The sequence below is a fragment of the Hominiventricola aquisgranensis genome (genome assembly GCF_040096225.1).
GTDB lineage: Bacteria > Bacillota > Clostridia > Lachnospirales > Lachnospiraceae > Hominiventricola > Hominiventricola aquisgranensis.
Genome location: NZ_JBBMFC010000004.1, coordinates 1 through 14,204, shown reverse-complemented (window position 1 = coordinate 14,204; position 14,204 = coordinate 1). Strand labels below are relative to the sequence as shown.

The following is a 14,204-nucleotide window of genomic DNA, read 5'->3' as shown; positions in this document are numbered from 1 at the left end:
AAGTGTAAATAGTTTTTTGGAGGTTATCTTCATGAGTGATTTAAGTTCGAGAGGCGGCTGTGGCTGCAACACTGGCTGCGGATGCAGTAATTCCTGTGGATGCAGTGGATTTGGCGGTAGTTCCTGCAGCTGGATCTGGATCATCCTTCTTCTGTGCTGCTGTTGTGGAAACGGCAACGGATTCCTTGGAAACAACGGCTGTGGATGTGACAATGGCTGCGGATGTGGTGGATCTGACAACTCCTGCCTGTGGATCATTCTCCTGCTGTGCTGCTGCGGCGGATTTGGTTCCAACCACTGTGGTTGCGGATGCAATAACTCCTGTGGCTGTGGCAATTCCTGCGGATGCTAAGTCTGAATCTGGTGTCAGCAGTCAGGGACCTCTTCTGTGCCCGGGCTGTCAGATCTTCTGACAGCCCTTCTGCTGCCTGAAAACCCCGGCCCCGGAAACGCATGTTTTCCGTCTGCCGTTCATATATTTTAGAAAGAAGCAGGGGGCTTAACTGTCATGACACCATTTGACGAAGCGATTCTTCCAGGAGAGCTTAAGATGTTCAAAGCCTTCCTGCCCTTTCTTCCTGCCAATCTCCAGAAAATGTGTGCCATTTACATCAAGTGGATGGAACTGAAAGCAACCATCGACTACTACGATCAACATCCACCCGTACAGGAGCCCGCCGACATGAGTCACGTATTCCGACATCTGAAAGGGATCCTTCCACCGGAAGAACAGGCTTCCATGGAGCAGCTGGCAGATATGATGGAAAATATGGATCTGTACCGGAGCATGTTCGAGAGCTTTTCTGCTCCCACATCTTCGGATCAGAAACGAGGTGACAATGAATGAATATTCCGAATTGGTTTTATGATGAACGGGTGCAGCAGATTGCCCCGGAAAAATTAAATCTTCTTCTCCATCTGGCTGCACAGCTGGAAGGGAAGACAAGTCAAAAAGAGATCATGCCCGTGCTTATAGGAGCAATCGCTTCTGCCAGCCGGCAGAATCTGATGTTTTCAAAGGATGAATTTGAATTGATCTTCAAGATCATGAAAGAAGGAAAATCTGTGGAAGAACAGCAGAAAATGGATGAAACACTGCAAAAGGCCCGGCAGATGTTTTCCGGAAAGCGTTAGGCTTTTCGGAAATTCTGCCGGGTTTTTTATTCTTTGGTATGAGTATTGATAAACTTGAGCTTTGTCTTAGAATACAGGATCTTCTGGCTGTGATACAGTCCAAAATATCCAGATTCCAGATAGCTGATGGCCACAGTCAGCAGAACAAACGGCATGGACTCAAATCCAAACAACTCAAAACTCAAAAACATGGATGAGATCGGACAATTTGTGACACCACAGAAAACTGCTGCCATTCCGCAGGCTGCTGCCAGCGCCGGAGACAGGCCGGTGATCTGTCCGAACAGACATCCAAAGGTTGCTCCAACAAACAACGTCGGTACGATCTCGCCACCGCGGAATCCGCATCCCAATGTCACTGCAGTAAATATGATTTTCAATAAAAATGCAGATGCAGCTACCTTTCCATCCATGACTGCGCGTTCCACCACATCCATACCGGCTCCCAGATAATCTGTGGTGCCGAGCACCTTTGCCATCAGAATCACCAGAAGAGCACCTGACACAATGCGGATCCATTCATTCGGAATCATCTCCTTGTACCAGTGCTCCGTCTTATGTAGCACTTTACAGAAAAAGATACTGACTGCCGCACATAAAACTGCAAGAATAACCACTAACGCCGCATTGATCAGTGTAAATTCCGGTACCGTACCCAGGATAAAGGTCTCCCCGCCGGAACCAACCAGGATTGCAACCTGATGTGCTGTCAGAGAAGCAACTGCACAGGGAACCAGTGCTGCATACTGTATGATCCCCACACTGATCACTTCCATAGCGAATACGGTTGCCGTCAATGGTGTTCCGAACAACGCTGAAAATCCGGCGCTCATGCCACACATGATCATGATCTTCCTGTCATATTCATCAAATTTCATCCATTTTCCAAGGGTTCCTCCAATACTTCCGCCCAGCTGAAGTGCCGCACCCTCACGTCCTGCTGAACCACCAAAAGCGTGAGTCAGGATCGTGGAGACTACGATCAGCGGAGCCATCCGAAGCGGAACATAGGTATCCGACTGAATGCCCTCCAGTACCCGGTTGGTACCTGTCTTATATGGATCCAGCTTATACAATGCCACAATTGCAAGACCTGCTGCCGGAAGCAGATATAGCATCCACGGATGCGCGTTCCGGAATGCTGTCACATAAGTGATACTGTTACCGAACAGTCCTCCGAAGATACCAAGAATCACTCCGGCAATCCCTGCCAGAAATAACCATCGAGCCAGCAACATGACACGGCCATAACATTTTCTGATAAATTCCATCTTTTCCACTCTCCCGTACTTCACTGACTGTCCATCGAGGATTCCTCTCTGACAGCCGCAAAAGGAGACTGTGATTCTTCACAGTCTCCTTCTTGTATGAATTTAATGCTATTTTACACCTCGGCTGCTCTTGCTGCAACTTCTTTTTCCTGTACATCGGATGGGGTCTGCTCATAACGTGCAAACTCATAGGAATACGTTCCACTTCCGCCTGTCATGGAACGAAGATCGGTGGAATATCCGAACAGTTCCATCATCGGCACATCTGCCACTACCTCAGTCTTGCCAGCACCTGCCGGATTCATACCAAGTACACGACCACGTCTCTTATTCAGGTCTCCCATGACATCACCGGTATATTTATCCGGAACAAGAACTGTCAGAGTCTCGATCGGCTCAAGCAGGATCGGGGATGCCTCCATGAATCCTTTCTTGAATGCCTGGATCGCTGCGGTCTTGAATGCCATCTCAGAAGAATCTACCGGATGATAGGATCCATCGTAGAGAACGGCTTTCACACCAACTACCGGATATCCTGCAAGTGGCCCCTTCTGTACAGATTCCTGGATACCTTTTTCAACTGCCGGGAAGTAGTTCTTCGGGACTGCTCCACCTACTACCTGCTGTTCAAATACATACGGTGTCTCCAGATCACCAGACGGTTCAAAGGTCATCTTTACATGTCCATACTGTCCATGTCCACCGGACTGTTTCTTATATTTATACTCTACATCCGATTTCTTGCGAAGGGTCTCACGGAAAGCTACCTTCGGTTTGGTCAGTTCCACATCCACTTTATATTTTTCAGCCAGCATGCTGACGATCACTGCCAGATGCTGATCACCCATACCATAGAGTAAGGTCTGGCGGTTTTCAGAATCATTGACAGATTTTACAGTCAGATCCTCATCCATGATCTTTGCCAGTGCCTGGGAAATCTTATCCTCATCACCTTTATTCTTTGCCTTGTATGCCATGTAGGTATACGGTTTTGAGATCTCGGTCTTACCATATACAACTGGAACTGCCTTAGTAGAAAGGGTATCTCCGGTCTTGCATCCAGCTTTACCGATTGCTCCGATATCGCCTGCATGAAGCTCACTTACCTCTTCCGGCTTGTTGGCTCTCATCACATACAGCTTGCTGATCTTCTCCTCGGTCTCAGTGGTTGCATTGTACAGTGTATCATCAGATTTGATAACACCGGAACAAACCTTGATCAGAGAATATTTTCCGATAAATGGATCTGCGATAGTCTTGAATACATATGCAGACTTGGAAGTTGCAAAGTTATAATCGCCCTCGAAGATCTCGTTGGTCTTCATATTGATACCGGCGCATTTCTTCTTGTCCGGTGACGGGAACAGCTCTACGATATCATTCATCAGGTTGTGAATGTTGCGGAGTTCAATACTGGATCCCATGGATACCGGAATGATGCTGCCATCGTTTACATTGGTCTTCATGGCTGCACGAATCTCGCCAACAGAGAACTCATCTCCTGCAAAATAACGCTCCATGAACTCTTCACTGGTCTCAGCTACTGCATCCATCATGGCTTCACGATAGATATCCAGGTTTGCTTTGCTGTATTCCGGGATCTCGCACTCTTCTCTGGTGCCGATGCCGGTAAATCTACGACCTGCCATCTTCATAACGTTGATGTAGCCTACGAATTTCTCATTTTCACGCATTGGCTGATAGAACGGAGCAATCTTCTTGCCGTACAGCTCTGTCAGCTTCTCAACAACTTCACGGAAGGATGCATGGTCTACATCCATCTCAGATACAAAGAACATACGGGGCAGTTTGTATTTTTCACAGAGCTCCCATGCTTTCTCAGTACCAACTTCCACACCGGCTTTACCAGATACCACGATGATCGCTGCATCTGCTGCTGCCACTGCTTCTTCTGCTTCTCCTACAAAATCGAAATAGCCTGGTGTATCCAACAGGTTGATCTTCGTATCTTTCCAGATCAGCGGTACAACAGATGTGTTGATTGAGAATTTACGTTTGATCTCCTCTTTATCATAATCACTGATCGTTGTTCCGTCTGATACTTTTCCCAGACGTCCGGTCAGACCGGAAACATATGCCATAGCTTCGACAAGACTGGTCTTGCCACATCCCCCATGGCCAAGAAGAACCACATTCCGGATACTGTCAGTTGTGTAAACGTTCATAGCTATTTCCTCCGATACATTTAGTCATTCTGCATTGAGCTGCAGCACTTTTGCTGTCAGGTTTTTTATCTTCCCCAACCCTTATGTCAGAATTATACTAAAATATTTCAAAAATAGCAAGGTTTTTATGAAAATTGCCAGACTTTGGCTGTCTCAAATTCTGCTTGCGAACACCGTTCACCACAGCGTTTAGTTTACTCTATCTCCATGCGACGGAAAAAGCAAGCGGATTGGGTAATTCTTTACATTTTGTTAAAATTTGCGATTAATTAAATGCAAAAGCCAAAAAGCACCCAGCCGTTAAGAAGAGGAAAGCATCTTTCCACCCCTCAACGGCTGGGTTTTTAGATTAACTTAATGACATTGCGCCGAAGCGTCCCTTTTTTCGTCCTTTATGATTCGTTTTCCGCAATGGTACGCCGCAAAAGATTCATTTCGGCTTCATAGCCGTAATCCTCTTTTTCGCTGCTCTCCTTTGCCAATTCCAACGCCTGACGGCATAGATCCAAACCGGCTTTCTTTTCCCTGCGGCCGCCGATACCCAAAAGCTTGCAGCGCGCCAAGCGCATTTTGCATTTCACACTGCCCAATTTCTCGCCAGTTTCATAGCAGCGGCGCGCTTCCTTTCCGTCCTGCGCAACGACGACGCCGTTTTCATAAAAACGCCCCAACGCCCACCAGGCGCTGTCGTCATTCCCATCGGCAGCTTTGCGGTAATGGGCATACGCCTCAGACAGCTTCCCTGCCTGCTCCAAATGCCATCCCATGTTGTAATCCGCCATGGCTTCGCCCAGCTCCGCCGCGCGGCGATACCATTCCATGGCCGTTTCCAAATCCCGCGGCACGCCCCGTCCCATCGCATAACATTCGCCCAGGCTATTCATGGCAGCCGGATGGTTCTGCTCTGCTGCTCGTTCGTACCAGCAAATTGCCTTTTTCATATCCTGTTCCACGCCTTCGCCGTGGTCGTACTGCCAGCCGAGCTCATACATGTCATCAGCATTTCCGCCCTCGGCGGCAGCAGTATACCAACGGATCGCTTCCGTCATATTTTGTTCCACGCCTTCGCCGTGCTCGTAGCAGCATGCCAGATTATGCATGGATTGCAAATTGCCACACTGTGCGCCCTGCTCATACCATTTTACGGCTTCCTGCCAATTCTGCTCCACGCCATATCCCCTTTTATAGCACCGGCCAAGATTGCACATGGCACTGCCGTTGCCGCCTTCGGCACTGCGGCGATACCAGTAAAACGCCCTGTCTTCGTTCTGTTCCACGCCTTCGCCGCCCTCGTAGCAGCATGCCAGATTATGCATGGATTGCAAATCGCCACACTGTGCGCCCTGCTCATACCATTTTATGGCTTCCTGCCAATTCTGCTCCACGCCATATCCCATTTGATAGCACAAGCCCAGATTGCTCATGCTAACCGGATTGCCGCACTCCGCACTTCTGCGATACCAGGAAAAGGCCTGCTCCCAACTCTGCTCCACGCCGCGGCCCTTTTCATAGCAGCATCCCAGATTATGCATGGATTGCAAATTGCCACACTCCGCACCTCTGCGATACCAGGAAAAGGCCTGCTCCCAACTCTGCTCCACGCCGCAGCCCTTTTCATAGCAGTATCCCAGATCCGTCATTGCCACGCTCACGCCACTCTCTGCCGCCTCGCGGAACCAATGCACAGCATGCTCCCAGTTTTGCTCCACGCCGTCGCCGTATGCATAGCATACGCCCAGCCGGTGCATACCTTCACCGTAACGCTGATACGCCGCCGCGCGCACCCAGTGCACGGCCTCGGCAGCGTCGGCTTCCACGCCGATCCCGTCGTGGAAGGCTCGGGCGAGCAGCATCTGTCCGCGGGGCGAACCGTATTCCGCCGCCTTGCAGTATAACTCGGCAGCCTTTTCCGCATCCGGAGCCGTGCCAATGCCGTATTGATAGCACACGCCCAAGCAGCACACCGCATTCAGGCTCCCCATTTCCACCGCCTGCTGATAAAGCCAAAAAGCCTGAACCGGATCCGCCTCCACGCCGTTTCCCTGCTCCATGCAGATGCCCAGATTGCATACGCCCCATGCGCTGCCGAGATATGCAGCTTTCCGAAAACAATCCACCATGCGCTTTTTATCCGATGCCTCTGCATCCCAAAGGGTGTTGCCTAAAGCCGTCCAATCATCTCCGGTCATATCGGCCTCGTTGGCGCGCAGCAATTTCCGGCCGCACTGCGGACAGCGCTCCGGCAGCTTTTCGCCTTCATCCCAATAATTACAGGTGTGATCCTCGCAGTGATAAATCATCGTTTCTAACTCCTTCCGCCTGCTGAAAAAAAGCAGCGCGTTACACTATTTTCCATAGTATAACACGCTGCTTCAAAAAAGGAAAGACCGATCGGTCAGTCCTCGTTGCCGAAGAACTTATCGTGCACCACTTTGATGGCGCGGTTTGCATCGTCCTTGTTCACCAATACCGAAATACGAATCTCGGATGTAGCAATCATCTGGATATTGATACCTGCATCATACAGCGCCTCGAACATATCGGAGGCCACGCCCACATGCGTCATCATACCGGCGCCCACCAGGCTGATCTTGGCCACATTATCGTCCACCTCAATGCTGTCATATTCGAGCACATCCTTGTTCTCTTCCAGCACCCGGCGGGCATCGTCCAGGCTGCTCAGCGGGCAGGTAAAGCTGATGTCCTTACTGCCGCTGCGGCCCACAGACTGCAAAATAATATCCACATTTACATTGTGACGGCTCAGCAGCGAAAACACCTTAAAAGCAACACCGGGGCAATCTTCCAGACCCACCAGAGAGAATCTCGCAAAATTATCCATCTTGGCAACGCCGCCGATATTCGTCTTTTCCAATTTTATTACCTCCTTGACTTTTGTGCCAGGTATATTTTTCAGACTGGAAACCACTTCCATATTGACATGGTACTTTTTCGCCAGTTCCACGCTGCGGTTATGCAGCACCTGAGCACCCTGCGAAGCCAGCTCCAACATATCCGCAAAGGTAATTTCCGGCAATTTTTTCGCATTGGGCACCACGCGGGGATCGGCAGTATAAACGCCGTCCACATCCGTATAGATCTGGCAAAAATCTGCATGGAACGCCGCAGCCCGCGCTACCGCACTGGTATCCGAGCCGCCGCGGCCCAATGTGGTCACATCGCCAAAGGAATTGATCCCCTGAAAACCTGCCACGATAATAATATTTCTCTTGTCCAGTTCCGCTTGAATGCGCTCCTTGGAAATTTTTCGGATGCGCGCATCGGTATAGGTGTTATTGGTTTGAATTCCCACCTGCCAAGCCGTCAGAGAAACGACCGGAAGGCCGCGGATTGATCTCGTTTGCTTTTGCGATCAAATCATCGGTTGTGTCGCCCTGCGCAGCGTGAAGTCCAAGCTGCTGAAAAGCTTGTCATAAAACATGGCGGCGCTTTGGGATGTAAAGAGCGTCACATCCTGAATGATTTCCTGTCGGTAGATAGCGGCCAGCCCCTTTCTAGTTGGGTTTCTCTCAAGTCAATTTTACCAAAAAGAGGCTCCGCTTTCTATACCATATGAGTGATTTTCGGTTTCAGCCATGACCGGAAACCATTGCAATTACTACTCTTTTGGAGTTTTGCTCATGGCTATATAATAAAGGTTTTTCCCCTCTGAATAAGAAATATAGGTTTTATTATCAGAAGAAATTTTCAGTATTCCTGATACAATTTTTCCTGAATACGGAAAGTTGTAAACCAACAAATTTAGTTTTTCACCAGTAGCTATATGAGTTATATCTTCTACTGAAAAATGTTCTTGGACATTTTTCAGTAGAAGATAAGCTGTTTTGCCGCCCATTTCTACTTGTAAATAATTATCATCATCAATTTTAGAAATACTAATCACGCTACCATCTAAGATCTCACAACCAGATTCCGATGGTACATCGAAAATTTCTAAACATGTCTGCTGTGTATTCCAAGCAATGCCGAACAATACATATGCTGATAATAAAATGGCAACTAAAAAACCAGAATGTATCCAAATAAAGCACTTAAATAGTCCCTTTTTATTTTTTTCTTATCACTCTTGCTTTTCTCTCTAACAATAAAACTTGTAATACAGCACACGTTCCAGAGAGTATGATAGGAATATAACCAAGACATTGTGATTGAAAGTCCCACTTTACTCCTCCTCTTTCGGATTCTTGGTAAATATTTATTGATTCTTCTAGGGAAAATATTCCACTCCATTACACTTTAATGACATAATCGCTGGTGTATAGTCACTATTGTCAAAGTCTAACACCTGCAAGATGACTTCTTTTCCAGAAGTAATGTCTGAATGTATTTTATTAAGAAGCCAGTCTTCATATCCATAGTTTCTTTCTAAAGTGGGTGGTATATAGTATGTATTCCCGTTATCCAATACTAGAATAGATCTATATGTATGGCCCGAACCGTTACGTTCAAAAGAGACGACTTTTCCTTGGACTGTATAATAATTTTCGTAGTAAGGAAATTGCGATTGTTTTATTAAAGCAGGACTACCTATATATGCCTCAAAATCAAGAAGACTCATCGGTATATACCAAATCATTTCAGTTATCGGCATATATAGGATATGCTTTTTATAAATTTTTTCATTTAATGTTCTCCCTGACATTTCTTTATCATTGAATTCTACTTCTTTTTTTGTATTTAAATTTCCACTATAAAACAACTTTGTATACAAAAATATTGAACAATTATTTTCATTACCACATATGACTTCTCATACCATATTTGTCTTGACCACTTCAACACAATAGATCTTTTGTATTTGTAAGTATGCTAGAAATTGTTGCCACAATTATCAAAATCGCCATAATTATCTGCGCAACAGCAAAAAAGAAAAAGTATTCTTTTGAAAATGTTACATCTGCTAATAATATATTTTTTATGATAAACCAAGTAGCTCTTAACAAAATCATTATCGCACTGATGAATGGCCAGAAACATATAAAAAAAGTGAGTACAAATTTTATATACTTGTTTAACGGATAAAATAATAAGCCAAACAAATAATTTAGATAATAATCCTTCACAAACACTGCAATAATAAAAACAGCAATACATATGAATACCGTTTTGTACACTAATTTTACAAGTTCATCCCTGACATCTTTCATCTGAATATCTCCATAATTGCCTTGCGTCTTTCAAATCTATTATCTAATACCGCCTATACATTGTCAATCTTACACCCAGTACAGGAATGATCTTTACTTTGGACAATTCAAGCGCGGAGAATCGCCTGGCTAACCAATCACTTCCTCGCGTGAAGCTTTTCTGATGTGAGTTGGAGAATTTCCATGTCGGGCGGGTACTAATTGTCCGTTTTACTTATGATTTGCAGTATTTTTCATATTTGTTGTAGAATTTTTGCCTCAAGCAGGCGCTAATTGTCCGTTTCATCAGCCGAAGATGTCTATCTTCGCCTGCTTTGGAGAATCTGCCTTCAATTACAATATGAATTATCCAAAGGCCTTATAGAATGGAGTCACCGGACAGGAAATGAGCTAATAGCAGTTCAAATGCCTTATGAATTGTCCGACCGCCTGACAACTCGCAAAAAAACGCGTCATGTCACACATTTGCCCGACAGCTCACCAGAAAACCTCTCAAACATCCACGCACACGTCCCCAGCAGGTAGAGTAGGCGGATGAGAAATTTCATCCGCCCCTCATCAAACCGTGCATGAGGTTCTCCCTCACACGGCTTTCCAACATTCTTCTTTCTACAGCATTACGTCATGCTCTAGCCATTTTCTTTAATCCTTTTTCGTAAATGCTATTTCTAACAAATCCCACTCTTGACATATGTTTACGCCTTTGGTGTTTCTTGTTATACCATCTTGTAAAGGTACAGATAATGTACCAGTCCAATGCCTGCATCCATTTCTCATTTGTTTTGGTGGAATAATAATTCTTCCAACCTGTGATTTTCGGATTTAGATTCTTTATTAAATCCTCTTCCTTTGCAATCAGCAGACTTCGACTGTTTACATTTCTTTTAATTTCTACTTTCATTTTCCTCATAGCCTTCCTGCTCGGATACTGATAAGTTTCTTTATACAATTGTCCTTTGCTTGTTTCCGTTGTCATTCTTCTGTGGTGCATTCCAAGAAAGTCAAGTCCCTCTTTTCCGTCCCACATGCTGACAATCTTTGTTTTTACTGGGTGTAGCTTTAAATCCAGTTTTGCCATGATGTACTGCAATAAGTTCAGTGCGTGATTTGCACTTTTCTTATTCTTGCAGATGATTACTGTATCATCTGCGTACCTTACAAGAATACCATGAGTAAGTCCATACTTTTCCCACAGTCTGTCCAGTGTATTTAAGTAGATGTTTGCCAATAACGGAGATATAACTGAACCTTGGCTTGTTCCCAGTTCAGAGATTGTCAGTACATTTCCGTATAATACTCCTGATACTAACCATTGTCTTATCAGCTTCAATATCCTACGGTCTGATATTCTCTGCTCTACCAGTTTCATCAGCTTATCTTGGTTTACGTTATCAAAGAACTTCTCAATATCTGCGTCTACTACATAATAGCCCTTGTTGTTACACGCTTTCCTTACCACTTCCAGTGCTTGCTTGGCACTTCTTTTTGGTCGGAATCCATAGGAACAATCTCTAAAGTCAGCTTCGAATACTGGCTCTATTGCTATCTTGGTAGCCATTTGCACAATTCTGTCCTTGACTGTTGATATTCCAAGAGGTCTTTCACTTCCGTCTGGTTTTGGTATCATAACTCGCTTTACTGGGGATGGTTTGTACTTTCCTTCCATCAGTTCCGATTTGATTTCTGACAGGTATTTTTCAATTCCCATCGCTTCAATATCTTCGATTCTGATTCCATCTACACCACTGGTACCTTTGTTAGCTTTTACCCGTTTCCATGCCTCGAAAAGTACATCATCCCGATACACCTTATCGTACAGTGCATGAAATCTTCGGCTGTCACATTTCTTGGCTGTCAGATATAGTGATATTGTCAATATTGGTTTACACTTTTTTCTCAAGGATGTTCGACCTATGCTGCCTCCTGTAATGAATCGTAGTATTGTTGACGCTTAATCATCGGAGGTAAGCCACCATTAGCAGAGCAGATTCTTCGGTTATTCCAATAGCTGATGAAATATCTCCAGATGAGTGTTTTTAACTGTTCTACTGTCATTGAAGTGGTATCATAACGTCCATAAAGTAATTCTTCTTTGAATCTTGCCCACATGCTTTCGCATCTGGCATTGTCGTGGCATCTGCCGCCAGCACTGTTCATGCTTTGGAGAATGCCATATTTGCTGATTGCTTTACGATATAACTCACTTGTGTACTGTGTTCCTCTGATACAGCATCAGGATATACTTCCAAAGTTGATGCTGTATCATAAAAGTAAGGGGCGGCAGCACTTTAGGCTGTCGCTCCTTGACTGCCTAACTGCAAAACCGGGCGGGGCTGTCAACGGCGGCTCTGCAAGAGCCGTTCATCTTGCCGTTGACTGGCTCGACTGGGTTTGCTATTCTTTAAGTGTTGTCTGTAAGTCGTTTGTAAAAATATCATCTCCGGCGCACAATCATTTTCTACCAAAGTAGCGGCATAAAAAATTTCATTGTCCTGCCTTTCAAAAATAAGAAGTTTCCATTTTTTTGACTGCAAATTCCGAGGCTGTCTCTTGTACAATTTCTAGTACATTGACATCTTCTGCTATATTTCCTTGACGGGGTTCCAGCTCATTGTTAGTTACCACTTCTGCCTTGCCAGCGTCCGATGCACCATAAGAGAAATTTACTATGGTAGCATTGCTGTATTTTTCAAAAGCTGCATAGTATTCTTCTTCTGTAATTACATCTGTTTCCTCTCCTTTTTTCATGGTATAAGCAGCATTTCCACTTTCGTCAAATTGCTCATAAATCCCCTCTGCCAGTCTGAGCGAACCGGATTTTTCAATTTCAAAACGCTGCATATCGTGACCGGAAGCAGCATAAATACCTGTTTCATCATAGGCGATAGGATATGCTGTTCCCATACTTTCTATTGTTCCTATGTTTTTAACTTCTTTATCTATCAAATAATATACATCACAATTAAGTGCTGCCTGATTTCCCAAACCGTCATTATATACTTGTGAGGTAACAAGTAAAACAGGTAAAGAAGCATTTGTATCAATAATTGCAAAAAGCTCATTATCTTCCAATCCTCCGACGGTTTCTCCATAAATAGCAGCGTTTTCACTACCTTTTTCTCCACATGCACATAAAGAAAAGATTAACACACATAAAGCCATATATGAAATAAACTTCTTTGCCTTATACATATTTTCAGTCTCCTTTTTTTCTTCTTTCAATGGTATAACTTATGAACAATATCACTCCGATTGCTGCCGCAATAATAGACGGTATCATTAACCGCATATAATCAATAGGGGCATTTTCGTATTGTCCTGTAACGATATATCGGTATAGCATATACTGGGTACTAAGTGTTGTGCTTTGTAGCGCAATTACATAGGCGAAATTTAATATGCTAACCATAATAAAAATCAGACCACTAATTAGCAACAGCGTCATTTTTCTGTTATGAAGATTTATTTTCATCAAATCTTCTAAAGTTATTTGCTCATCAGTTTTGTTTGCCACACCTGCTTCTCCTTCCTTTAGCAAATCATCTAATGACACATGAAAAATTCTGCTTATTTTAACGATACTTTCTAAATCAGGGGAAGTGCTATCTGACTCCCATTTGGAAATAGTCTGTCTGGATACGTTAAGTTTTTCTGCTAATTGTTCTTGTGTCATTCCCGAAAGTTTCCTTAATTGGTTGATTTTATTTCCAATTTCCATTTTGTGTCCTCCTTTAAGAGCAATTTTAAATAAAATAAACAATTTTTTCTATCAACATTGCTTTACATTTGCGCTCAAAATAATAACATTTATGAAATTGCTTGTTTTTCTGCACTTTAAGTGTTCATATAAAGGCATTTAAAATGGTTTGTTTTGAAGTTGTCGAACTTTTTCTTTGGAGTTATTAGTCTGCATGACATTCTCTCACTCTTACCCTCTCTACAAACTTGAATGAAGTAAGGAACCTTCCCATAAACTGCGTTTTCTTGCACAGCCATTATCGGTACTATGTTCCTCTCCGACTCCCTCCCATCAGAAATACGATTTCGCCAAGCTTATACGCTTTCTTTTTACCTTTTGGTGATGGGTAGGGTCTCTCCAGTTCCGAACCACACTTTTCATACATACCGCTTCCTCTATACCGAGAGATTCTTCCGTGCTGCTTTCCAGTTTCTTCACACGTTCCATGGTTTTCGCCCATATACCCAGGGCTCAACTTCTCTTTGCTCTCCTATCAGAGACCTTTTTAACGATACGGCAGAATTCACTTAATGTTACGGTCTGCATGATTGCTCGCTCCTCTTGTCGAGGTTACTTTATCCACTCGCTTAGCACCCTGTATTACTACAACGCACCGAGTTTAGCTACACGGCTCACTGGCGATTACCGTGACCGGACTTTCACCGGCAAGTGTGGTCCAGCTTCGCTGGACACACAATACAAAAAA

The 14,204-nt window shown here is 44.5% G+C and carries 13 protein-coding genes and 1 pseudogene; 3 read left to right on the top strand and 11 right to left on the bottom strand.

Features of this window, described 5'->3' with window-relative positions; translation table 11 throughout:
• The first annotated feature begins 59 nt into the window (after window positions 1–59).
• The 3 genes from WMO62_RS02900 to WMO62_RS02890 all read left to right on the top strand — a co-directional run bounded on the left by WMO62_RS02900 (window position 60) and on the right by WMO62_RS02890 (window position 1,134).
• Entirely contained in the window at window positions 60–413 is a 354-nt protein-coding gene (locus WMO62_RS02900) for a hypothetical protein (RefSeq protein WP_435390459.1), read from the top strand.
• Between the two features lie 95 nt (window positions 414–508).
• The gene (locus WMO62_RS02895; protein WP_117496317.1) at window positions 509–847 is read left to right on the top strand and encodes a hypothetical protein; all 339 of its coding nucleotides are present in this window, start codon (window positions 509–511) and stop codon (window positions 845–847) included.
• On the top strand, window positions 844–1,134 hold the full coding sequence (locus WMO62_RS02890; protein WP_118440516.1) for a hypothetical protein: 291 nt from the start codon (window positions 844–846) through the stop codon (window positions 1,132–1,134). Before WMO62_RS02895 ends, WMO62_RS02890 begins: the two co-directional genes overlap by 4 nt.
• A gap of 26 nt (window positions 1,135–1,160) precedes the next feature.
• On the opposite strand, the gene WMO62_RS02885 is transcribed toward WMO62_RS02890, so the two are convergent.
• The 11 genes and pseudogenes from WMO62_RS02885 to WMO62_RS02835 form a co-directional block, all read right to left on the bottom strand.
• Window positions 1,161–2,405, bottom strand: a complete 1,245-nt coding sequence (locus tag WMO62_RS02885; RefSeq protein ID WP_349143741.1) for a chloride channel protein — start codon at window positions 2,403–2,405, stop codon at window positions 1,161–1,163.
• A 113-nt stretch (window positions 2,406–2,518) separates the two neighbouring features.
• On the bottom strand, window positions 2,519–4,591 hold the full coding sequence (locus WMO62_RS02880) for an elongation factor G (protein ID WP_117496320.1): 2,073 nt from the start codon (window positions 4,589–4,591) through the stop codon (window positions 2,519–2,521).
• A gap of 392 nt (window positions 4,592–4,983) precedes the next feature.
• Window positions 4,984–6,891 carry an SEL1-like repeat protein gene (locus WMO62_RS02875; protein WP_349143740.1) on the bottom strand — a complete coding sequence of 636 codons (1,908 nt, stop codon included), beginning with the start codon at window positions 6,889–6,891 and terminating at the stop codon, window positions 4,984–4,986.
• A gap of 95 nt (window positions 6,892–6,986) precedes the next feature.
• Window positions 6,987–7,904: an aspartate kinase gene (locus WMO62_RS02870; RefSeq protein WP_349143739.1), complete on the bottom strand. Its 918-nt coding sequence runs from the start codon at window positions 7,902–7,904 to the stop codon at window positions 6,987–6,989.
• 306 nt (window positions 7,905–8,210) lie between these two features.
• A complete protein-coding gene (locus WMO62_RS02865; protein WP_349143738.1) occupies window positions 8,211–8,585 on the bottom strand; it encodes a hypothetical protein in 375 nt (124 codons plus the stop codon).
• A gap of 234 nt (window positions 8,586–8,819) precedes the next feature.
• Window positions 8,820–9,311 carry a hypothetical protein gene (locus WMO62_RS02860; protein ID WP_349143737.1) on the bottom strand — a complete coding sequence of 164 codons (492 nt, stop codon included), beginning with the start codon at window positions 9,309–9,311 and terminating at the stop codon, window positions 8,820–8,822.
• A gap of 76 nt (window positions 9,312–9,387) precedes the next feature.
• The gene (locus WMO62_RS02855) at window positions 9,388–9,759 is read right to left on the bottom strand and encodes a hypothetical protein (protein ID WP_118627400.1); all 372 of its coding nucleotides are present in this window, start codon (window positions 9,757–9,759) and stop codon (window positions 9,388–9,390) included.
• A 622-nt stretch (window positions 9,760–10,381) separates the two neighbouring features.
• A complete protein-coding gene (gene ltrA / locus WMO62_RS02850) occupies window positions 10,382–11,659 on the bottom strand; it encodes a group II intron reverse transcriptase/maturase (protein ID WP_349143736.1) in 1,278 nt (425 codons plus the stop codon).
• Between the two features lie 11 nt (window positions 11,660–11,670).
• Window positions 11,671–11,982 (bottom strand): annotated as a pseudogene (locus tag WMO62_RS02845) (integrase core domain-containing protein); the annotation flags it as partial.
• 276 nt (window positions 11,983–12,258) lie between these two features.
• On the bottom strand, window positions 12,259–12,951 hold the full coding sequence (locus WMO62_RS02840; protein ID WP_044998691.1) for an LptM family lipoprotein: 693 nt from the start codon (window positions 12,949–12,951) through the stop codon (window positions 12,259–12,261).
• A 4-nt stretch (window positions 12,952–12,955) separates the two neighbouring features.
• Window positions 12,956–13,477 (bottom strand): helix-turn-helix domain-containing protein, encoded by a 522-nt coding sequence (locus tag WMO62_RS02835; protein ID WP_022154496.1) that lies wholly within the window; start codon window positions 13,475–13,477, stop codon window positions 12,956–12,958.
• Between the last annotated feature and the right edge of the window lie 727 nt (window positions 13,478–14,204).